Below are 23042 nucleotides of genomic sequence, written 5' to 3' on the forward strand. Positions count from 1 at the left end.
TATGGCAGTAAGCAGAGATCCAATATTTAAAAGATGTAGAAGCTTAGGAATAAGCCCAGCATACTTAGGTTATTCAGGAGAATCTAAAAGAACAAACTCTAATCAAAGAAGAAAACTTAGTGAATATGGTATGCAACAAAGGGAAAAACAAAAAGCTAAATTCATTTATGGAGTAAGTGAAAAACAATTTAGAGGCTATTATGAAAAAGCTCTTAAATTAGAAGGACAAGCAGGTGAAAACCTAATTATTCTTTGTGAAAGAAGACTTGATAATATAGCATTTAGATCAGGACTTGCTCGTACAAGAAGAGAAGCAAGACAAATAGTAACTCATGGACACCTTTTAGTAAATGGTAAGAATGTAGATATTCCTTCAATACTTGTAAATGAAGGTGATGTAATTGAAGTTAAAGAAAAATCAAGATCATCACAACTATTCAAGGCTGTAAAGGAAGCTAACGCTTCATTTGGAGTGGTATCTTGGTTAGATAGCGACCTTGAAAATCTTAAGGTTAAGGTAGAACACTTCCCTGCAAGAGAAGACATTGATATACCTGTAGAAGAGCGTATGATTGTTGAGTTCTATTCTAAATAGAATTAGATAAATTGTTAGAACTAAGGAGATACAATGATAGAGAAATTAGATACAAAGATTGAAATTTTAGATATAGATGAAGAAACCAACTACGGTAAGTTTGTTCTATATCCACTCGAAAGAGGCTATGGTACAACCATAGGAAACAGTATGAGAAGGATGCTTTTATCATCCTTACCTGGTTCTAGCGTCTCAAAGATTCTTATAGACGGGGTACTACATGAATTCTCAACAATTCCAGGAGTTGTTGAAGATGTGCCTGAATTAATATTAAATATCAAAGGTATCGATATAAAAAAATATACAAAAGAAGATATAACACTTTTTTTAGATATTGAAGGTCCAAAGATTGTTACAGCAAAAGATATAAAAACTGACAATCAAGTTGAAATCGCTAATCCAGACCACTATCTTGCTACAGTAAATGAAAAGGGAAGATTATTCATAGCTCTTGATGTTACTGATGGTAAGGGTTATAGGGTAGCAGAAGAAAACAAAAAAGATACAGACCCAATAGGGGCCATAGCCATAGATTCATCATTTACACCAGTAAAGAGTGTAAATTTCACAGTAGAAAATACAAGAGTAGGTGAATCAACAGACTATGATAAATTAATACTTGAAGTTTGGACCGATGGAACAATCACTCCTCAAGAATCACTTAGTGTTGGAGCAACAATTCTTATGGATGATATTAGATTTTTCAAAGAATTACCAGGTCAACAATTCCCACCTGAAGAAGAAGAGGTTGAAGTTGAAGATGAAATAATCGAAGAAGACAATCAATCTGAACAAAAGGCTAAAACAATTGAGGAATTAGACCTATCACTAAGATCATTTAACTGCCTAAAGAGAGCAGGCTTTACAAATGTGGGTGATATTATAGAAAAAAGTGAATCTGAACTTAAAGAAATCAAAAACTTTGGTAAAAAATCATTTGATGAAGTAAAAGATAAGATTGAAAGTTTAGGTCTTAGCTTAAAAGAAGATTAGGAGGAAATGATGGCTAATAAAAGAAAGCTTGGTAGAAGGACAGATCATAGAACTGCCTTACTTAGAAATCAAGTAACTTCTTTGTTAGATAATGGTAGAATAATCACTACACTAACAAGAGCAAAAGAAACACAAAAAATGGCTGATCGTATGATTACATTAGGTAAGAAGAATACACTTCACACAAGAAGACAAGCAGCAAGTTATATATATAAACCATCTACAGTTCAAAAATTATTCAATGAAATAGCACCTGGATATGAGGACAGAAATGGTGGATATACTAGAGTACTAAAATTAGGACCAAGAAGAGGCGATGGTTCTGAAAGAGCTATTATAGAACTAGTATAATAAACTTACTCTATAGCATCTTATGAAAATAAGGTGCTTTTTTTAATTGAAAAATTTAAAATATATAAACAAGTGGTATAATACTATCTATTATTTATGAATATATATTTACTTATAGTTTTATATATACTAAATATTGCTAATTAAAGATTTATAGGCAGAATTTTAAATTAATTTTGTGTAGAAATATAATAAAATCACTTATAAATTGAAAATATATCCTATAAATGATAACATAAAAGTAGAATATGTTATAAAGAGGTAGAAATGGGTAAGGAAAAAATCGAAAATTTTAGTAGAATTAACTTTTATGCCTTAAACTCAATGGATGATTGGGTGAGAATTCTTGATAAATACGGAAGACTTATTTTTGTAAATGAAAAGATGAGAAGAGATATTCACCTTGATAGATCACTCATTGAGTTAAATGTAGAAAGTGAAAACTTAGAAGAACAAGCTGATATTTTTAAAAATAATACAATAGAAGAAGAAAAGTTGATAGCAGGCAAGTACTATTCAAAAAAGTCATCACCTTTATATTTTGACAAAGAATTTGTAGGCACTATCGAAGTTTATAGAGATATTACCAGTGAATCTAAAATGAAAGTTGAGCTTTTTAATGCTAACAGAAAGATGCTAGATGATATCAGATTTGTAAGAAAAATTCAATCAAGTATTCTTCCTAAAAACAAGCAATATGGGAAAATAAAACTTGAAGGAAGATACATTCCTTCAAATGATGTTTCAGGGGATTTATTTGATATAATAAAAATTGATGAAAATAGGTTCGCTTTCTATATTGCAGATGTAATGGGACATGGAGTCAAGGCATCAATTATGACCATGTTTGTAAAATTATCTATAATAGGAATACTTGAAAGTCATAAAAACTATTCACCAGGTCAAGTTTTAAAGAAATTGAGGTCTGAATTTGTAAAGCTTGATATGAACTCATCCCAGTATTTTACAGTCTGGGTTGGTATATTCAATACTAAATATAATATCCTTACCTATTCAAATGCAGGACTAAACTGCCCACCTCTCCATTACCAAGAAAATAAGAACTATGTAAACAAACTTCTTGTATCAGGAAGAATGATATCAAATATAATAGAGCAAAATATCTATCAGGAAGTCACAGTTAAACTACATCCAAATGACAAGATTTTATTTTATACAGACGGAGTAACAGAAGCAAAAGATGCAAATAAAGAAGAATTTGGGGTATATAGATTAGAAGAAAGCATAAAAAAGCTAAAGAAATTAGATGAGCTTTTAGACGAGCTAGATAAATACTATTGGGGTGAGCAAGAAGACGACATAAGTCTTTGCTTGTTAGAATATAAGGAGAATTAGATGAAAATCAATGATTATATTGACCATACACTTCTAAAGGCAGATGCAAGAGTAGAGCAAATAGAAAAACTTGTAAAAGAAGCTAAGAAATATAAGTTTAAATCAGTTTGTGTAAACTCATCCTTTGTAAAATATATAAGGAATATGGATAAAGATATAAGAATAACATCTGTAGTAGGTTTTCCACTTGGAGCAATGTCAACTAAAGCCAAAGCCTTTGAGGCAAAGTGTGCCATAGAAGACGGAGCAGATGAGATAGATATGGTTATAAATGTAGGAAGGTTAAAAGATAAGGACTACGATTATATTTTAAATGATATAAAAGAAGTTAGGAAAGCTTCAAAAGATAAGATTTTAAAAGTAATAATTGAAACTTGCCTTTTAAATGATGAAGAAAAAGTAAAGATATGTGAACTTTCTAAAGAAGCAAAAGCTGATTTTGTAAAAACTTCTACTGGATTTTCAACAGCTGGTGCTAAAAAGGAAGATGTTGCCTTAATGAGAAAAACTGTAGGAGATGATTTAGGAGTTAAGGCAAGTGGTGGAATTCACACATATGCTGAAGCAATAGAAATGATTGAGGCTGGTGCAAATAGACTAGGCTCTTCTGCATCTGTTGCTATAGTTAAAGGAGAAGAAAATGCCTGATGTTATGATGCAAGCCTTTGAGTGGGATACACCAGCTGATGGTAACTTTTATAAAAATTTAAAGAAAAATGCAAAAAAGCTTAAAGAATCTGGTATAGATGCTCTTTGGCTTCCACCTATGTGTAAGGGTGGTGGAGACCAAGACGTAGGTTATGGTATATATGATTTATGGGATTTGGGAGAATTTGATCAAAAGGGAAGTATAAGAACAAAGTATGGTACAAAAAAAGAACTTCTAGATGCAATAGATGAACTCCATAAAAATGATATAAGAGTCTATGCAGATGTAGTATTAAACCATAAAGGAAATGCTGACTTTGAAGAAGAATTCATGGCAAGAATGGTAGATCAAAATAATAGAGAAAAAGACGTATCTGGAGATATAAAAATAAAGGCTTGGACAGGTTTTGACTTTCCTGGAAGAGCCGGCAAATACTCAGATTTTGTTTGGCACTATTATCACTTTTCAGGTGTAGACTATGATTCAAATACAGGTACCAAGGCCATATATAGGATATTAGGTGATGGGAAGTATTGGGATGAAGGTGTAAGTCATGAGAAGGGAAATTTTGACTATCTTATGAATGCTGATATAGACCATAACCATCCAGAAGTAAGGGAAGAAATATTCAAGTGGGTTGATTGGTTTATGGAAGAAACCAAGGTAGATGGTTTTAGGTATGATGCATTAAAACACATATCAGAAAACTTTATCTATGATCTTTCCAAACATATAATGGATAAAAAAGGAAATGATTTTTATCTTTTTGGAGAATATTGGCAATATGATGAAAAGAAAATAGATGGTTATCTTGATGATACTGATTGGAAGATAGACTTGTTTGATGTACCACTTCACTTTCATATGGAAGAGGCAAGCAAATCCAACGGAAGCTATGATATGAGAAATATTTTTAATAACACAATAGTTGAAAGGCATCCACTCCAAGCAGTGACTTTTGTTGATAATCACGACTCTCAACCAGGTCAATCTTTAGACTCATGGGTAGAGGATTGGTTTAAAGAAATTGCTTATTCACTTATATTATTTAGAAAAGACGGCTATCCTTGTATCTTTGCAGGCGATTATTATGGTCTAAAAGGTCAGGTTAAAAAAGAGCCACTTAAAGATATGATAGATAATATGTTAAGCGTAAGAATAAAATATTCATTTGGAGAACAAGATGACTATTTTGATAATCCACAAGTAGTTGGATGGGTAAGAAGGACCGATAAGGATACTTCCTCCCTAGCAGTAATTATATCTATAGGGGATATGGCAGAAAAACAAATGTTTGTTGGAGAAGAAGAAGCTGGAAAAAATTATGTAGATTTATCTGGGAAAAACAAAAATAAAGTAACCATAGATGAAAATGGAAATGGAATGTTTAATGTTGGACCGGGCTCAGTAGCATATTGGGTAAGTGAAGAAAGTATAGAAAAATAATGAAATATTATGCAGTTAAAAAGGGCAGAAATCCCGGGATATATACATCCTGGGATTTGTGTTTAAAAGAGGTAAAAGGATATAAGGGAGCTATATACAAATCCTTCAAGAAAAAAGAAGAGGCAGAAGACTTCCTTTTAGACAAAGAAATAGAAGTAAAGGCAGACAAGAATTCAGTAATAGCATATATAGATGGTTCCTATTCCAAAAATGATAAGAAATATGGGACAGGTATAGTCTACATTACTGATGATAAGATAGAAGAGATATATGAAGCCTTTGATGATAAATTTCACATTCATAGAAATGTGGCAGGAGAGGTTAAGGCGAGCGTTGGAGCTATAAATAAGGCAATAGAAGAAGGTAAAAAAACAATCTATATTCACTTTGACTATCAAGGAATAGAATCATGGGCAAAAGGATCTTGGAAGAGAAATAACGAACTAACCCAAAGATACTATAACTTTTTCCAAAACGCTAAAAAGATGATAGATATTCATTTTATAAAAGTAAAGGCTCACTCAAACGACAAATACAACGACTTGGCAGATGCCCTGGCTAAAAAATCACTAGGGATAAAAATATGAGGGAATTTGAAAAAATGCTAAAAGGCGAAATATACGATGCAAACTATGATAAAGAAATCTTAAAACTAAGACTTAAAGCGAAAGACATATGTTTTGAATATAATAATACTATGCCAAGTGATGAGAAGAAAAAACTTGAAATTATTGATAAATTACAAATAAAGCATGGAAAAAACATAGAAATAGTAAGTCCTTTTTATTGTGACTATGGATTTAATATAGAAGTTGGAGAAAATTTTTACGCAAACCACAAGCTTATAATACTAGATGGGGCGAAAGTAAAAATAGGAAAAAACGTCTTTATAGCCCCAAATGTAACCATATCCACAGCAGGACACCCAATCGACTATAAAAGAAGAAATGAGGGCCTAGAATATGCAAAATCAGTCGAAATAGGGGACAATGTATGGATAGGAGCAGGTGTTATAATAAATCCTGGAGTAAAAATAGGAGATAATACTGTAATAGGATCAGGATCAGTCGTAACAAAAGATATAGGAGACAACACAGTTGCCTTTGGTAATCCTTGTAGAGAGATTAGAAAAATAAGTGAAGATAATAGAAAATAAACCCAGTTTCCAGGGTTTATTTTTTTATCAATCAACAAATATGGAAAGTAAACTTGACATAAATTATTAAAATTATTATAATATATGTAAAGCTAACTTTACATAAGTGGGGTGGTTAAATGAAAAATAGACTTGAAGAAGTAAGAAAGGAAAAGGGTATAACGCAAGAAGAGCTTGCAAGAGCACTAGAAGTATCAAGACAAACTGTAGGTTCTTTGGAAAATGGAAGATACAATCCATCAATAATACTGGCCTTTAAAATTGCAAGCTATTTTAATCTAAAAATTGAAGAAATTTTTATCTATGAGGAGAAAGATTATGAAAAATAATAAAATTTGGTATTTAGGATGTTTAATAGGAATCTTAAGCCTTTTAGTAGTATTTTTATTAGATTTAAATAAAACATTAGAAATAATATTAACCCAAGTATTTGCTATAAGCTTTACTGTTAGTTATGTAAAAATAATTCATAATAAAATGTTAAAGGAAGATTTAGATTATAGAATAAGTATAAATGATGAAAGAAATGAGAAAATAAGAGATAAGGTAAATGCAACAATGTCAGCAATATTAATGGTGTTAATGGGAATAATCGCAATAATCTCAATGTCAATAAAGGCATACTTACCAGCAATATTTTTAGGAATATCAGTCTTTATATCTCCCTTAATCATGATTTTCATTTCAAGATATTATGAGAGTAGATATTGATATAAATAAATTTGTAAAATCATATATAAAAATCGAGGAGAAATAATTGTTAGATAATAATGGATTTAACTTGTGGGCTGAAAATTATAATGAAAGTGTTACTTTATCAGATGATAATAAGGAATATCCTTTTGCAGCTTATAAAAAAATTTTAAATGAGATTTATAATAGAGTATTAAAATCAAATGGAAAAAAAGTTTTAGATATTGGCTTTGGTACAGGAAATTTAGCAAGTCATTTATATGAAAAAGGATATAAAATCTATGGGCAAGATTTCTCTGAAAAGATGATTAAGACTGCTCAAGAAAAAATGCCAAATGCAAGGCTATATAAAGGCGATTTTACTAAAGGACTAGTAGAAGATTTGGGAAAACAAAGATATGATGTAATTATTGCAACATATTCACTTCACCATTTGAAAGATTCACAAAAGATTTCGTTTATAAAATCTTTACTTTTACTATTAAATGAAGGTGGAAAAATATTTATTGGAGATGTAGCTTTTGAGAGAAGAAAAGATTTAGAATCTTGTAAATTAAAAGCTGGAAAATACCGGGATGATGAAGAAATATATTTTGTATATGAAGAAATTAAAGAATATTTGCCAAATTTAGTTTTTGAAAAGTATTCTTTTTGTTCAGCTTTACTAAGCATATCAAATAAGAGATGATGTTTTAATTTGAAATTTGGCTGATATAAGCCAACTAAACTAATAAATACCTAGATTTGATTAGAAGAATATGCTAGAATTTGAATGTGTAGGAAAACTTATGAAATTATATAAAAAAATAGTTAGCAAATATTTTAAAAGCACTGGAGACGGTGCTTTTTTTATAAAATTAGAAAACTATAGGGATAAATTTTAATATAATAAGATAAAGAAATCGCTTTATTTTACATGATTTTAGTCAAGTCCATAATATTGTGCAAAAATTACTAGTAAAATATTTACTATTTCATTCTAATATACAATTTAGAAGATGTTATCCAATCCTCATTGATATCAATGAGGATTGCTTCTATTAGTCTAATAGCCGATTCTTGATTTGGAAATATTCCAATCACTTTTTTACGTCTTCTAACTTTTTCGTTTAGTCTTTCTAAGCAATTGGTTGATTTAAGTCTACAATGTAATTGGGTCATTTGATACCTCCTAGTTTAGTTTTGGCTTGTTAAAAACATTGTACTAGGTTAGGTTTCAAATGACCTTTTTCTTTTTACACAATTATACGGGCTCTATCCTTTTTTGTTATAGACTAGCTTATAACTTAATAAATAAAATATTTTTTTATTAAAATTTATCAAAGCCATACTTTTTCATAAAGAACTTGTGTAGTAGATAGGCTAGTACAAGAACAAATACTAGTGAGGCAAATATTATAAGATTAGATGCCATATGTCCTGCTATTATAAAAGTTACAAAAGAGATAACTCCTACAGTTAATGAGTAAGGTAGCATACAGGTGAAAAAGTCCATATGGTCTCCACCGGCCCCAGTTGAGGCTAGCATAGTTGTATCTGATATTGGAGATGATGAATCACCAAAAAGTCCACCAGATGATACTGCGGCAACTACAACTGAAAGGGATACATCAAGCTTGTAAGCCATAGGTATAGCAAGTGGCATAAGAATTGCCATAGTTCCCCAAGAAGAACCTGTAGCAAAGGACATTATGCATCCTATAAGGAAAAATATTCCTGGAAGAACTTCTGGACTCAAGAATCCTTCTGTAATTCTTAAGATATACTCAGCAGTTCCCATTTGAGTAGAAACTCCTCCCAAAGACCAAGCAAGAGTAAGTAATACTGCCATAAAAGAAGAATTAGAAACACCCTTCAAAAATATGGACATACACTCATTAAAAGTCATAATCTTATCTTTCATAGAAAGTAAAATCAAAGTCAAAGATGCAAGCAAAAATCCTGCAGCAATAGATGACCTAATCATCTTTCCAGGAACAACATCTCTTGGAAAGCCATTTAAAATAAGGTTAGTAAAAATAGTTATAACCATTACAATCAAAGGAATAATCATAATCCAAACAGAAACATCTACATCCTTATTAAAATGCTCTTTAATGGGTTTTCTCATAGGAGTTCCACCTTCTCTCATAGTCTCACCCTTAACAGCTGCCCTATGTTGAGCCTTAAGCATAGGACCAAAATCAAACTGACTAAAGGCTAAAAAACCAGCTAAAACAAGGGAGATTATAGCATAAAAATTAAAAGGAATAGCTCCTACATAAACAGTCCATGAGCTAATACTGTTTATACTTAAATTTTTAAGTTCAGTATCTATAAGACCCATAGAATAAACACCCCAACCTATAATAGGAATTAAAGCAGCATCACAAATTGAAGTAACATCTAGAATATAGGCAAACTTCTCCTTGGAAGTCTTAAGCTTATCTAAAATCTCTTCAAATATAGGTCCAAGTATAAGAGAATTACCAGTATCAGTAAACCATATAACAATTCCTCCAATCCATGTTAAAAACTCACCCTTGGAACGACTATCTAATTTATGAGTCATATTCTTTGCAAAAGAATTGGCAGCACCAGTACTAGTTAAAAGAGCCACAAAACCCCCAATAATAGACATCATAAAAATAGTCTGGGCGTTAGACTCCTCTGCAATTTTTACATACATAAAATCAGAAATCATAGAAATCAGTCCTGTAAAAGGATTAAAATTATTAATAATCAAAGCACCCACATAAACTGCAATCAAAAGTGAAACTATAATATTTTTAGTACATATAGATAAAATAATTGCAATAAGTGCAGGTAATAGTGACAAAAATCCATAGTAAATATTATCATCCATATTATCCTCCAAATAAAAAATCGCCCCGACAAAAGGGACGAAAAAAACGTGTTGCCACCCTAATTCACAAAATAAATTTGCCTCATTAGAACCCATAACGAGGGTTAGACGGGAAAGCTTATGTATTATACTCCCAACTATTAAAAGCCTCTCTTCAATCACAAAACCCAGTCTTTCACACCAACCAAGACCTCTCTTAAGATAATTCTATAACTTACTTGCTTTTCAAAGTATTTCTTAGATAATAACAAATTAAAAGATAGTTGTCAAATAATTTTACAAAATATTTTTTTATAGTAGTAATATGAATTAATAAAGTGAAATAATCTATTAAAACTGATACAATATAGATAATAATCCAATTTTAAAAAGAATTTTTAGATAGAGAAAGATAAGCAAATGTCAGAAAAAATAAATAATTTAGATCAAAGTTCATATGCAGTAAGAGTTGGTCTAAAACGTCTATTAGAGAATAAAAGTACAAAGAAAAATATAATATGGGCTAGTGATAATTATAAAAATTTGGGAGAGGCCTATAATGAAACTTCCTATATTTTAGCTGATACCTTCAATGTTACAAGGATACTTAATGCAAGAATTAACAAAAATGAAGATATCAAACTTGAAAGAACTAGAAAGAGGGCTGAAGTATTTACTCCATCCTGGGTGGTTAACCAAATGATAAATTTTATAGATGAAGAGTGGTTTGGATACAAAAATGTCTTCAATATAGAAAAAGATAAGTCATGGGAATCCATAGAAAATAAGATAAAATTTCCAAAAGATAAGACTTGGAAAGACTATGTTGATTCAAGAAAGCTTGAAATAACTTGTGGAGAGGCTCCTTACCTTGTTTCAAGATATGATGTAGTAAGTGGAAAACTTATAGAAGATTTGAATCAAAGAATTGGTATTCTAGATAGGAAATTAAGGATTGTAAATGAAAATAGCAGGAATAAGGCTGAATGGAAGAAGCGGGCAACTAGGGCAATAGAAGCAATCTACGGCTATGAATATCAAGGAGATAATCTACTTATAGCTAGAATAAATATCCTTCTAACTTATGTTGAATATTATGAAAAAAGATGGAATGAAAGGCCAAGTGATAAAGAAATAAAAAAGATAGCAAATATTATAGCTTGGAATATATGGCAAATGAATGGACTGAAAGATGAGGAACCATTTAGTCAAAAGTTAGAAAAAGAGAGTCAAGTTTCTTTATTTGAAAAAACTGATGAAGATAAAAAAATAAAGGCTACACCTTGTAGAATATATGATTGGCGTTCCAATAAGTCAGTCTTATTTAAGGAAATAAAGGAGAAAGAGATGAAAAAATTTGATTTTGTGATTGGGAATCCGCCTTATAATTTAGAAGCGAAAGGTCAAAGTACAAGTGATAGTCCTGTATATAATTTATTTATGGATGAATCATTTAATATTGCTGATAAAGTATTACTTATTACTCCAGCTAGATTCTTATTTAATGCAGGAAAAACACCAAAGCCTTGGAATGAAAAAATGTTAAATGATAAACATTTTAAGGTTTTAAAATATAAGCAGAAATCTAGTGATGTTTTTAAAGGAACTGATATTAAAGGTGGAGTTGCAATAACATATAGGGATGAAAGTAAAGATTTCGGACCAATAGAAGCATTTACAAGTTTTAAAGAATTAGCGAGTATTAGAAATAAAGTTGTAAATAATAATGAATTTAAAGATATAAGAGAAATAATTGAAATACAAAGTAAATTTGACTTGGATGCACTGTATGAAGACTATCCTGAATATAAAAATATAATAGGGAATAAGGGTAGAGATAAGAGATTACGCCAAATTATTATGGAGAGATTACCTGAAATATTTACAAAAGATAAAATATATGATGATTCTTATAAAATTCTTGGATTAGTTAATAAAAAAAGGGCTTATAGATATATTAAGAAAAAATATATCCAAAATGATGATGTACTCTATAAGTATAAAGTGTTCGTTCCTTCTGCTAATGGTTCAGGAGCAATTGGAGAGGTTTTAAGTACACCCCTAATCGGGGAACCCCTAATCGGGAATACACAAACGTTTATTTCTTTTGGTAAATTTGATACTTTATATGAAGCTAAGGCAATGTTGAAATATGTTAAAACAAAATTTTGTAGAACATTATTAGGGATATTAAAAATAACTCAAGGAAATAATAAAGAAACATGGGCAAATGTTCCATTACAAGATTTCACAGAAAATTCTGATATAGATTGGTCTAAGTCCATTGCTGAAATAGACCAACAGTTATATAAAAAATATGCTTTAGATGATGAAGAAATTAACTTTATAGAAGATAAGGTTCAGGAGATGAAATAATGCAAAAAATTAATATAAGTACCAGTGTTGAAGTTGTTCCTAAATGTTACGCTTACACAACTCCTGGAGTAGAATATCATCAAGGCTGGACCAAGATTGGTTTTACTGAAAGAGATGTAGATACAAGAATAAAAGAACAGACACATACAGCTAATATTAAATATATTAAAGAACGGGTCAAAAATGCAACCTATGAGGGAAGTAATGAAACCTTTACTGACAAAGAGTTCCATGCTTATCTAAACAAATTAGGTATCAAAAGAGAAAAGGGAACTGAATGGTTTAAGATAGATCCAAAAGATGCTAAGGATGAATTTAATGATTTTAGGGAAAATAGGGGATTTAAAGTTAGCAAAAATCTTCCCATACCATATAAACTAAGAAAAGAACAAGAAGAGGCAGTAGAAAAGACTATAGCTTATTTTGCAAGTCATAAAGAAGGAGAATTCTTGTGGAATGCCAAGCCTAGATTTGGTAAGACTCTTGCAGCTTATGACTTGTGCATGAAAATGGGCTTTAAAAATATACTTATAGTCACTAACCGACCTGCCATAGTTAATTCTTGGTATAATGATTTTGAGAAATTTATAGGTCTTAACTCCGGATATTATTTTGTAAGCCATGTTGAAGGTGTAAGGGATAATTCAAATGTATTAGATAGAAATCAATATATTAAAAAAGTTTCAAGTGATGAAAATGTAAAGGGGTGTATAGAATTTGTAAGTTTACAAGACTTGAAAGGTTCGAAGTATTTTGGAGGAGATCCTAACAGTGATAAACTAAGGGAGTTAAGTTCAGCTAAAGACAGCGAAGGGAAACCTATAGGAATTAATTGGGATATTATAATAATAGATGAGGCTCATGAGGGAGTTGATACCTATAAAACGGATGTAGCATTCGACCATATTTCTAGAAAAAATACTCTTCACCTATCAGGTACTCCTTTTAAGGCAATAGCAAATTATAAGTTTTCGGATGATGCTATATATAATTGGACCTATGCTGATGAACAAAAAGCCAAAGAGAGTTGGGACAATACACAGGAAGAAGAAAACCCATACTTAGCTTTGCCAAAGCTACATCTATATACCTATCAAATGTCTGAAATTATAAAAGACAAAGTAAAAGAGGGGATAGATTTTGAAGGAGAGAATAAAGAATACGCTTTTGACTTAAACGAGTTTTTTGCAACTAATGGCAAGGGTAAATTTGTTTATGAATCAGATGTAGACAAGTTTCTGGATTCTTTAACAAGTTTATATAAGTTTCCATTTTCAACTGAAGATTTGAGAAATGAACTTAAACACACCTTTTGGATTTTAGATAGGGTTGATAGCGCAAAAGCCCTTGCAAGTAAGCTTTCTGATAATCCAGTTTTTAGAGAATATGAGATAGTGCTTGCAGCTGGTGATGGAAAATTAGATGATGAAGATATATTTGAACAATCCTATACTAAGGTAGTAAATGCTATTAAAAATTATGATAAGACTATAACCTTATCAGTAGGACAATTAACTACTGGTATCACTATTCCAGAATGGACTGCGGTATTGATTCTTTCAAATATGAAAAGTCCAGCTCTATATATGCAGTCTGCTTTTAGAGCCCAAAATCCATGTCTTTTTAAAGAAAATGGAAAAAATCTACGAAAGAAAAATTCTTATGTATTTGATTTTGATCCAGCAAGAAGTCTTATAATTTTTGAAGAATTTGCCAATGATTTAAACAAGGATACTTCAAATGGTGGGGGAGATCTTCAAAATAGGAAAGAAAATATTAGGGAACTTCTTAACTTTTTTCCTGTGTATGGAGAAGACGAAGAAGGATTTATGGTAGAACTTGATTCTGAAAAAGTTCTTACAGTTCCTAGAAAAATCCATGCAAATGAAGTAGTTAATCGTGGATTTATGTCTAATTTTTTATTTACAAATATATCAAATATATTTCAAGCTCCAAAAGAGATAAGGGATATTATAAATAAATTTGAGCCACAAAAAGAGGGCAAAAGAAAGGAAGATATAGATATAAATGATAATACAAAAGATGATTTAGATTTAGATGAAAATAATGAGATTTCCATACCTAAGCATAAGATAATAGGAAAAGCAAATAGTCTTTTCGGAGATAAAGTATATAAAGATATAAGAAAGAAGATTAATGAAACTTCAGAGGAATATAAGAGTTCAAATAAGAAAAAAACAAATGATCTGGAAAGATTAAAAGAAGATTTTAGTAAACCTATAGTAGATAATCTTATGGAAATTACAAAAATAAATTATGGTAAAGATTTAAGTAAGTCTTCTAGTAGAAAGTTAAAAAATAAAATAAAGTATATGACTGATAGGGTTGTCAAAAAAGAATATGGTAACTATGAAGTAGAAAAAAACATAATTGAATCAGAAAAAAAAGATAGAAAAGCTAAGGCAAAAACATCTGAAGAGCTCACTAAAATTGACAAAGATTATAATGAAAAATTAGAAGTTAAGAGAAAAGAATTGTTTAAAAATATAGAGGAAAAATTTAAAAGTGAAGAAATATTCAAGAAGTCAGGAGAGGAAATAGTAGAAACAGTTGAAACAGATATAAAAGAAAAAGAAAAGAAAACAATTGAAGATGGTATTAGAGATCATCTAAGAGGTTTTTCAAGAACTATTCCTTCTTTCTTGATGGCTTATGGTGATGAGAATACAAATCTTGAAACATTTGATCAAATTGTACCTGATTATGTATTTAAAGAAGTAACAAGTATAAGCTTAAATGAATTTAGATTTTTAAGAGATGGTGGAGATTACACAGATGAAATAAGTGGAGAGACAAAACACTATGAGGGGAATCTCTTTGATCAAATAGTATTTAATGATTCTGTTAAAGAATTTTTAAATAAAAAAGAAAAACTTTCAAATTATTTCGAAGATGATACTAAAATGGATATATTCGACTATATACCTCCTCAGAAGACTAACCAAATATTTACACCTAAAAAAGTAGTTATACAAATGGTGGATTTATTAGAAAAAGAAAACCCAGGATGTTTTGATGGCAAAGACAAAACTTTCATAGACTTATATATGAAATCAGGATTATATATTTCAGAAATTGTAAAAAGATTATTTAGAAGTGAAAAAATAAAAGAGATTTTTCCTAATGAGGAAGAAAGACTAAATCATATATTTAAAAATCAAGTTTATGGTCTAGCTCCTACTGAGATAATTTATAGGATAGCTCTTAATTTTGTTTTAGGATTTAGCGATAAAATTAAAATAGAAAGCCATAATCTAAGAAAACTTGACTCTCTTGAACACATAAAAGAGGGTGACCTAGAAGAAAAATTGGACGAATTATTTGATTAAAAAAGCAACTTAAATCACTTAAATTGATCAAAATGAAGAGAAAATGCTTTGAAGCCTTACTTCGTTTGCTAAGAACAAGTTCCCCTTAATAGATATTATCTTATATGAATGGATTCTTTAGTTATTAAATTATTATATAAAACTAAACAGTTTTTCTTAATATATAATTAATTCAAGCATAGGGAACTTATTCCTAGGTTCTAAGTAACTTGTTGTAATTAACTAAGTCTTGGATTTGACTATACTTTGAAATTTAGCATAAAGATATAGCTTAAATCGAAGATTGATGCGATAGATAAATCTCATAAATAAGGAAGAAGGATAAAAAAATATATATAATCTTAGCCTAATTGTAAATAATCTAAAAAGACTATTGCATAATTTTACAAGAGTTTTAAATTAAGATAAACTCCATTTCTATAGAAATGGACATATATTGATACATAAAAAATTGTATCAACCATTACCCTTTTATCAGGATTTAGGTTGATACACAAAACTTTTTACAAAACCGACCTTTTTTCTTATTAAAGATTTTCAACCAATTCTTTAATCTTATCCCTATATTCTTTTGCAATTTCTACATCAAAGTCTTCGCCTGCTGTTTGGAAGTAGTGGTTTAGGTTTTTAACAAGCTTTGCTATTTCTATATTTTCTTCGCCTGTTTCTTCTTTTATTTTTTTGGCCTTTGTAAGGTAGGTATTTATTTCATTTACTATTTGCATAGTTACATGTTCATTATGATTTTCATTTAATAGATATCTTAAGGTCCAATTGATATTGGTTGGAGTTATACCTGCCTTATGCTCTATTACTACATTATTTGCCCTCATTTTATCTATAAAGTCAAATAAGTCTTCTTGTTCAAAGTCTTTGAAAAAAGCAAAGGTAAAGTCGTAGTCTTTTACATAGTCTGACTTGGTATTGTTATTTTCAAATCCTTCGATTTCTGCTAGATATCCCATTTTTTGGTCTAAGTCTCGCATACCTATATGTTTTAATTTAATATTTTCTTTTGTTGTTAATATTCTTAATTTTTCTTTTTCTATATCATTAGCGTTAAATAATACTATTAAAGCCATATTCTCTCCTTTTTTGCATAGTATTAATAGTATACCCAAAAATGCATTTTACTCAATTAAATTGGGTATAATATAATAATAAGGAAATTAAGGGAGATTGATATGAAGGATTATAATTACACAAATGAAAGAATTAGGGAAATAGATAGACTTATTGATAAAACAAGATATGCCTTGGGAGTTTTAAATAGGTCTACAAAAAGAGTTGGAAATGTAGCTGATTTCAAGCTTACAGCTTTACTGGGCAGAAACATTGTTGGAGATTTTTTGAGAAATAACAAAAATAATGCCATAAATAATGCTATAGACAGGAGTCAGGATATTTTATTAAATCTCCATTCAGATTTATTGCTTTTTGACCCAAGGCTTGCAGATATTATTGACCTACCTTACAAGCTTAGCCAATATAGTTCGACAAGAAATGCCTTATCAGATATTAAACTTAGGATAGGTATGAGAAAGAAAAAGTTTGATATACAAATGGCAGAAAAAAAGCTCCTTACCCTTATCAAAAGACTTTCTAAAGAAAAGAGTAAGGAAATTAATAGACTTAAGATGGAAGCTGAGCTTGAACTCTACAAATAAATATAAATTTGGGACATTATCACCTTTTTACTTATCTATAAGTAGGAGGTGATTTTTTATGACAAAGATTGAAGTAATCTATGTATCTGATGATGAAAATGATAAATAGACTTTAAGAAAGGAGGATTAACCTACTTTGATGCAGAGTCTATCAGATATAACAAATGAAGTGGTTAAAATTTATATGGATATAGTTGAAATTATTACTAATCTTGGTTTTCCAATTGTTGTATCTTTAATTCTTATCACAAGTCTTGATAAGAAAGTCGATTGTTTGATTGTAAAAGTAAATGAACTTATTGCAAAAATCGATAAGAAGGAGAAGTAATGGCAAGCGTTGAAAAAATGATATCCTATGCTATAAGTAAATGGCATAAGGTAGGATATTCTATGGGACCTAAAAGGCTAGGTCCCAACTTTCTAGACTGTTCTTCTTTTGTGTATTATGCTCTTATAGCTGGTGGCTTCTTAGCTAAAAATCATCCCATAGGAAATACAGAGACACTCTTTAAATTAAATGGAACAGTCTTAGAGGAAGTTTATGATTATAAAAATGTAAGGCGAGGAGATATATTTATAAGAGGATATGAAGGATATTCTAGCGGTGCTTATGGTCATACTGGGATTTTCTTAGAAAAAGATAAGATAATTCATTGTAATGCATCTAATAATACGGTAACTATTAATGGATGTGATTCTTATATTTCATCATTTTTAAGAAGAAAGAGATCAGCTAATGAAAGGTATTTTAGGCCTGTTATAAGAGGAATTAATTTTTCTAAAGCCTTTAAGGTAAAAGATGAAAAATGGAGGGGGATATGTCAGGCTGATTGTAATGTAAGGGCTAAGCCATCTACTAGCTCTCAAATAGTTGCCCTTTATAAGAAGGGAGATGTTATTTATTATGATGAGGTTTGGGAAGGTGGTGGATATAGGTGGATTTCCTATATAGGATATTCTGGAAAAAGAAGGTTTGTCGCTTATAGGGATATGAATTTTAATTCTTGGATTTCATTTAAGTGATAAGAAAAGGGGCTGTTGCAGAATAGATAATCTATTTTGCAATAGCTCCTTTACTTTTTTTCAGATTTTCTTAGTAATTTTGTATAAGAGGCACATATATTGTCAAAGGCAACTAGTTCTTCTACACTATATTCTTTTAGAAGTTTTTTTCTTGTTTTAAGTATGTCTATGTTGTCATATTTTTTGTGAGCAAGAGCAAGTTTATCACCAATACTACTTGTATAAAGGTGGAAAATTTTACCATTTGTTTTAGAATTTTTCCTATAAACTAAGTCTTGTTTCATTAGTTTTCTTACAGTTTGAGATATGGCTGATGTGGATCTGTGCCAAGTCTTGGCAAGTTCAGTTACTGTTATTGATGGATTATCTGAAATTTGAGTTAAGATATGAACTTCTATCATAGTAAGTTCTGGTCCAAATCCATAATCTCTTCTAGTGTTGTAGTAGTTTGAAAAGGCAAGAACAAAGTCATACATAGGGTCAAGTAGTTTACTTAACTCTTTGTATTTTCTATCGGTGTCTTTTTTATTATCATCAAGTCTTACCCAATTATCTATTATTTCATTTTCATATATATCTTTTTTCATATTACTCTCCATATATTGTATAATACTTTTTTTAAAATCTTGTACAAGTCTTAATAGTTAAGTAGCTTAACAAAAATACACAAATAGAACTCAAGATTTCTCTTGAGCTTTATTTTATTCATTTGCTAGTGCTTCTACAGGATCTTTTCTAGCTGCAATTGATGAAGGGATAATACCTGCAATAAGGGTAAGTGATATTGAAATGATTATTAGCAATACTCCTATTTTGGATGGAAGTCTTGAACCTATATAGGATATTTTGGTTACATTTTGCATGATATTTGATATAGGTATATTTAATAAGTAAGTTATCAAAACTCCCAAAAGACCTGAAAGAAAACCTATTATAAAGGTCTCTGATAAGAATACTTTTCTTATATCAGATTTGCTAGCACCAATTGATCTTAGGATTCCTATTTCTTTAGTTCTTTCTAAAACTGATATATAGGTTATAATACCTATCATTATAGATGAAACAATTAGAGATACTCCAACAAAGGCTATTAGAACATAAGATATAGTATTTATAATTGTCCTAATACTTGAGGTAAGAAGTCCTACGAAGTCTACGTAGTTGATTTTATCTTCTAATTTTTTATCCTTGTTGTAGTCATCTATTATATTTTTTACATTTTCACGATTTTCAAAGTTTTCTACATATATTTTTATGGTAGATGGGGCGGATTTTGATATATATCCAAAACTTTCTAGATTATTTGTGTAGGTATTTGAAGAAAGCTTTTCTTCATACAGTTTATCTAAGACCTTATCTTCTGGATTTTCTAAGAATAGATTTATAATATTCAAAGAATTTTCACTAGGATTTTCCATAGATATTTTTAGATTTTCATTAGATGACTTTTGCAAATTTTCCTTTAAGATATCTGAGTTGGCAAGAAGAAAGGATTGGATCTCAAGTTTTTCCTTGCCTTTTAGATTTTTAAGGTAAGACTTAGCAGCATCTCTTTTTTCCTTATCATTATTAGCCTTAAATGGGATTTTGTTTAAGATATTTATATCTTTATTAGACTCTTGTTCTTTGACTATGGCAGAGTTTTTGGCCCTATCTATAAGTATATCTGTAAACTTAGAAGTGAAACCTATTGGTGCATTTGTTTGACTATTTGTTTCGCTATCTTCCTTTGCTCTTGCTATACCTACTATTTTAAGGTCAAAACCATTTTCTATTGTCTTTTTTCTTTCGTTTTCATCATCTTTTATATTTTCATAAGTGTCTCCACTTTTCTTGTAAAAATCTGCAGGAATTAGGGCTTTGAATTTTAGACCAATAAGTTTTGATTTATTTAGTTTTTTATTATCAAGCTTAATTTTTTCACCATTATCAATCTTTTTTAATATATCCTTGTATTCTTTTTTAGGAAGAATTCCTAGTTCATACAAGCTTTCAGCATTTACTGAGTTATTTTTATCAGTGAATAAAACTAATTCATTTCCCTTGCTTGGCCAATCCCCTTCTATTAAATCATATTCTTCTTTTACTATGTCAGAGATAGTACCATCTTTGTTGGAGATTATTTGTCTGAAATTCTTGTGTTCTCCATTTCCCATAGTAAAAATTGGACTAGATTGACCAGTAAATATTATATTTTCATCATCTTTAAAGTCAGACCCATCTGTATTTACTATCTCACCATCCTTATCTTTACCATATATATCAAAATTAAGCTTATATAAGTAATTTATGGAGTGCTTTCCTATCAAATTATTTATTTTTTGATCTCCACTTTCTAAATATTCTTTGAAAGGAGATAGATTATTCTTACTTATAGATGAAGTGAGATTTGACTTTTTTTCTATAATTTCGGCATTTGCTGTCACATTTTTATCATCTTTTTTATTATTTGTTTCATCTTTTTTTGACATTATAAAACTTTCACCAAGCTTTAGGCTCTGTTCCTGAATTTCTATAGGGTAGGATTTTAAAGTTTTTCTTTGGCTTTCTACTATAAATTCATCGACTCCATTTGAAAGAGAAAGAATAAGGGCAATCCCTATAATCCCAATTGAGCCTGCAAAGGCTGTAAGTATAGTTCTTGTTTTTTTGGTAAGTAGGTTATTAAAAGACAGACCAAGTGCTGTTGGAAGGGATAAGGAAAGCTTTTTAGTTTTGAAATTATCCTGATTTTTTTCTTCCACATATGGGAGAGAGTCTGAAAGAATCTTCCCGTCTTTTAGCTTTACTATTCTTGTTGAATATTTCTCTGCCAAGTCTGGATTGTGGGTTACCATTATAACTAACTTATCTTTTGAAATTTTTTTTAAGATTTCCATAATTTCTTTTGATGTTTCAGTATCAAGGGCACCTGTAGGTTCATCTGCTAGGATTATGTCAGGATTATTTACAAGAGCACGTGCTATAGCAACCCTTTGCATTTGCCCTCCAGAAAGTTGAGCTGGTTTTTTATATATGTGATCTTTAAGTCCCATTTCTTCTAGAACTTTGATAGCTAAATCTTTTTTCTTATGTTTTTCTTCTCCTGAAAGAGTTAAGGCAAGTTCGACATTTTTAAGTATTGATTGGTGTCCTATAAGATTATAAGATTGAAAGACAAAACCAACAGACTTATTCCTATAGTAGTCCCGGTCCTTGTCTTTGAATTTTTTAGTTGACCTACCATCTATTAAAAGATCTCCTTGTGTGTAGCCCATAAGCCCACCAATAATATTTAATAGACTAGTTTTTCCACCACCTGAAGGTCCTAATATTGATACAAATTCATTTTTCCTAAAGCTGATGCTTATATCATCTAAGGCTTTTTGCTTATATTCACCAGTCTTATATATTTTGGTAATATTTTTTAATTCTAGCATATTATTCCTTTCTAATTATTTTTTGATATATACTTAGCTTAAATCATTTCAAGTTTTGAATAAAATAAATTTTTCAATATAATAATATAAGATGTACCATGAGAGATTTATTTTACAGGACCTATCCAAAAAAAGTTAATACTAAAGAAAATACAGGTTTTTTAGATATTTATGAACTTGATCAAAGATTTATTTTACTAAATATCCTACAAATTGGAAATATTCTTATAGAAGATGTCATTAATCCAAATGACTTATTTGATATATACCCGAATTTAGGAAATAGGGATGATTTTATTGATAAGATTAGAAATTGTAAGAAGCTTGGTATCTGTTCATATCTTAAATTTTCTAGAAAAGATTTTAAGGATGAAAATAGTCTTATTGAAGTCCTTTTTTATTGGAAGAAAAATGGAATTGGATGTTTTTTCTTAGACTTTACACCTTCATTTGATGTGGTTAGTATGCTAAAAAGATTAAAAATTTCTTTTATTAGTTTAGAAAATTTTGATATTTTCAATAAGTTTTCATCTGATTTTATAAAAGCATCTGATAAGAATATTTACTTAAAAAATTACATTCACAAGATAAATGAAGACTATGATGATAATTTTATTTCTTTAAATAAATCTAGATTTTGGATAAGTTCAAAAGTCCTTAATTTCTCAAATTTTTACATAGAATGTGCAAAAAGTTTAGCTATAATTAGTATACTAACTAAACAATCTTCTTTCATAAAGGAAGGGGAAGAACTTTTATTGTATAAGGATGGTTTAGATAAAGAGATAAGAAAGGATTTATTTGAATTTTATAAGAACCTATCTTTAATAAAATATGAATATAGTGATATAATTAAAGGCAAATACTTACCTTTATATAAAAAGGATAAGGACCTTTTGGCTTATCTTTTTTATGAGGATGGAGAGTGCTTGGTTATAATGATTAATCTAAGTCAAAAGGATATTTTAGTTGATACCTTAAATATTTTGACCAAGCCTAAGTTTTTACTTGGAAATATTTCAAGAAGAAGAATAGTTAATACTTTAAACCTAAGACCTTATGAAGGAATTGTTTTTGGGTGTAAAACGAAAATTCAAATTTTAAATAATTAATTAGATGGGTAAAATATTTTTATAGGAGAAAG

At 29.7% G+C, this 23042-nt stretch carries 21 protein-coding genes and 1 pseudogene; 17 read left to right on the forward strand and 5 right to left on the reverse strand.

Going from position 1 to position 23042, the window contains the following annotated elements; all coding sequences use genetic code 11:
• Nucleotide 1 precedes the first annotated feature (1 nt).
• The 11 genes from rpsD (at nt 2) to FYJ26_RS06195 (ending at nt 7927) form a co-directional block, all read left to right on the forward strand.
• Nucleotides 2–595 carry a 30S ribosomal protein S4 gene (gene rpsD / locus FYJ26_RS06145; protein ID WP_154540697.1) on the forward strand — a complete coding sequence of 198 codons (594 nt, stop codon included), beginning with the start codon at nt 2–4 and terminating at the stop codon, nt 593–595.
• Between the two features lie 33 nt (nt 596–628).
• A complete protein-coding gene (locus tag FYJ26_RS06150) occupies nt 629–1588 on the forward strand; it encodes a DNA-directed RNA polymerase subunit alpha (RefSeq protein ID WP_154540699.1) in 960 nt (319 codons plus the stop codon).
• 9 nt (nt 1589–1597) lie between these two features.
• Nucleotides 1598–1939: a 50S ribosomal protein L17 gene (rplQ, locus tag FYJ26_RS06155; protein WP_154540701.1), complete on the forward strand. Its 342-nt coding sequence runs from the start codon at nt 1598–1600 to the stop codon at nt 1937–1939.
• 267 nt (nt 1940–2206) lie between these two features.
• A complete protein-coding gene (locus tag FYJ26_RS06160) occupies nt 2207–3295 on the forward strand; it encodes a SpoIIE family protein phosphatase (protein ID WP_154540703.1) in 1089 nt (362 codons plus the stop codon).
• Nucleotides 3296–3943, forward strand: a complete 648-nt coding sequence (gene deoC, locus FYJ26_RS06165) for a deoxyribose-phosphate aldolase (protein ID WP_154540705.1) — start codon at nt 3296–3298, stop codon at nt 3941–3943.
• Nucleotides 3936–5390, forward strand: a complete 1455-nt coding sequence (locus FYJ26_RS06170; RefSeq protein ID WP_154540707.1) for an alpha-amylase — start codon at nt 3936–3938, stop codon at nt 5388–5390. The genes deoC and FYJ26_RS06170 overlap by 8 nt, the downstream gene beginning before the upstream one ends.
• A complete protein-coding gene (locus FYJ26_RS06175; protein WP_154540709.1) occupies nt 5390–5977 on the forward strand; it encodes a ribonuclease H1 domain-containing protein in 588 nt (195 codons plus the stop codon). The genes FYJ26_RS06170 and FYJ26_RS06175 overlap by 1 nt, the downstream gene beginning before the upstream one ends.
• A complete protein-coding gene (locus tag FYJ26_RS06180; protein ID WP_154540711.1) occupies nt 5974–6546 on the forward strand; it encodes a sugar O-acetyltransferase in 573 nt (190 codons plus the stop codon). Before FYJ26_RS06175 ends, FYJ26_RS06180 begins: the two co-directional genes overlap by 4 nt.
• A gap of 119 nt (nt 6547–6665) precedes the next feature.
• Nucleotides 6666–6875 (forward strand): helix-turn-helix transcriptional regulator, encoded by a 210-nt coding sequence (locus FYJ26_RS06185; protein ID WP_154540713.1) that lies wholly within the window; start codon nt 6666–6668, stop codon nt 6873–6875.
• Nucleotides 6865–7257, forward strand: a complete 393-nt coding sequence (locus FYJ26_RS06190) for a DUF2178 domain-containing protein (RefSeq protein ID WP_154540715.1) — start codon at nt 6865–6867, stop codon at nt 7255–7257. The genes FYJ26_RS06185 and FYJ26_RS06190 overlap by 11 nt, the downstream gene beginning before the upstream one ends.
• 46 nt (nt 7258–7303) lie before the next feature.
• On the forward strand, nt 7304–7927 hold the full coding sequence (locus tag FYJ26_RS06195; RefSeq protein WP_154540717.1) for a class I SAM-dependent methyltransferase: 624 nt from the start codon (nt 7304–7306) through the stop codon (nt 7925–7927).
• 281 nt (nt 7928–8208) lie between these two features.
• On the opposite strand, the pseudogene FYJ26_RS06200 reads toward FYJ26_RS06195, so the two are convergent.
• Nucleotides 8209–8388, reverse strand: a pseudogene (locus FYJ26_RS06200) (transposase); the annotation flags it as partial.
• Nucleotides 8389–8548: 160 nt separating this feature from the next.
• Nucleotides 8549–10084, reverse strand: a complete 1536-nt coding sequence (locus tag FYJ26_RS06205; RefSeq protein ID WP_229771220.1) for a Na+/H+ antiporter NhaC family protein — start codon at nt 10082–10084, stop codon at nt 8549–8551.
• Nucleotides 10085–10483: 399 nt separating this feature from the next.
• Here FYJ26_RS06205 and FYJ26_RS06210 point away from each other — a divergent pair, with 399 nt between their 5' ends.
• Both FYJ26_RS06210 and FYJ26_RS06215 read left to right on the forward strand, forming a co-directional pair.
• Complete coding sequence (locus FYJ26_RS06210) at nt 10484–12439, forward strand: Eco57I restriction-modification methylase domain-containing protein (protein ID WP_154540721.1); 1956 nt, start codon at nt 10484–10486, stop codon at nt 12437–12439.
• Nucleotides 12439–15789 (forward strand): DEAD/DEAH box helicase, encoded by a 3351-nt coding sequence (locus tag FYJ26_RS06215; RefSeq protein ID WP_154540723.1) that lies wholly within the window; start codon nt 12439–12441, stop codon nt 15787–15789. Before FYJ26_RS06210 ends, FYJ26_RS06215 begins: the two co-directional genes overlap by 1 nt.
• 527 nt (nt 15790–16316) lie before the next feature.
• Here the strand turns inward: FYJ26_RS06215 and FYJ26_RS06220 are convergent.
• On the reverse strand, nt 16317–16871 hold the full coding sequence (locus FYJ26_RS06220; protein ID WP_154540725.1) for a DUF3783 domain-containing protein: 555 nt from the start codon (nt 16869–16871) through the stop codon (nt 16317–16319).
• Between the two features lie 102 nt (nt 16872–16973).
• Between FYJ26_RS06220 and FYJ26_RS06225 the strand changes: the two genes are divergently transcribed.
• The 3 genes from FYJ26_RS06225 (at nt 16974) to FYJ26_RS06235 (ending at nt 18479) form a co-directional block, all read left to right on the forward strand.
• On the forward strand, nt 16974–17456 hold the full coding sequence (locus tag FYJ26_RS06225; RefSeq protein ID WP_154540727.1) for a hypothetical protein: 483 nt from the start codon (nt 16974–16976) through the stop codon (nt 17454–17456).
• A 139-nt stretch (nt 17457–17595) separates the two neighbouring features.
• Entirely contained in the window at nt 17596–17784 is a 189-nt protein-coding gene (locus FYJ26_RS06230; RefSeq protein WP_216629230.1) for a YvrJ family protein, read from the forward strand.
• Entirely contained in the window at nt 17784–18479 is a 696-nt protein-coding gene (locus FYJ26_RS06235; protein WP_154540729.1) for a peptidoglycan amidohydrolase family protein, read from the forward strand. The genes FYJ26_RS06230 and FYJ26_RS06235 overlap by 1 nt, the downstream gene beginning before the upstream one ends.
• A gap of 50 nt (nt 18480–18529) precedes the next feature.
• Here FYJ26_RS06235 and FYJ26_RS06240 read toward each other — a convergent pair whose 3' ends face one another.
• The gene (locus FYJ26_RS06240) at nt 18530–19066 is read right to left on the reverse strand and encodes a MarR family winged helix-turn-helix transcriptional regulator (protein ID WP_154540731.1); all 537 of its coding nucleotides are present in this window, start codon (nt 19064–19066) and stop codon (nt 18530–18532) included.
• Nucleotides 19067–19180: 114 nt separating this feature from the next.
• On the reverse strand, nt 19181–21898 hold the full coding sequence (locus FYJ26_RS06245) for an ABC transporter ATP-binding protein/permease (protein ID WP_154540733.1): 2718 nt from the start codon (nt 21896–21898) through the stop codon (nt 19181–19183).
• Between the two features lie 98 nt (nt 21899–21996).
• Between FYJ26_RS06245 and FYJ26_RS06250 the strand changes: the two genes are divergently transcribed.
• Entirely contained in the window at nt 21997–23010 is a 1014-nt protein-coding gene (locus FYJ26_RS06250) for a hypothetical protein (protein ID WP_154540735.1), read from the forward strand.
• Nucleotides 23011–23042 lie beyond the last annotated feature (32 nt).

The organism is Anaerococcus porci, from assembly GCF_009696575.1.
Classification (GTDB): domain Bacteria; phylum Bacillota; class Clostridia; order Tissierellales; family Peptoniphilaceae; genus Anaerococcus; species Anaerococcus porci.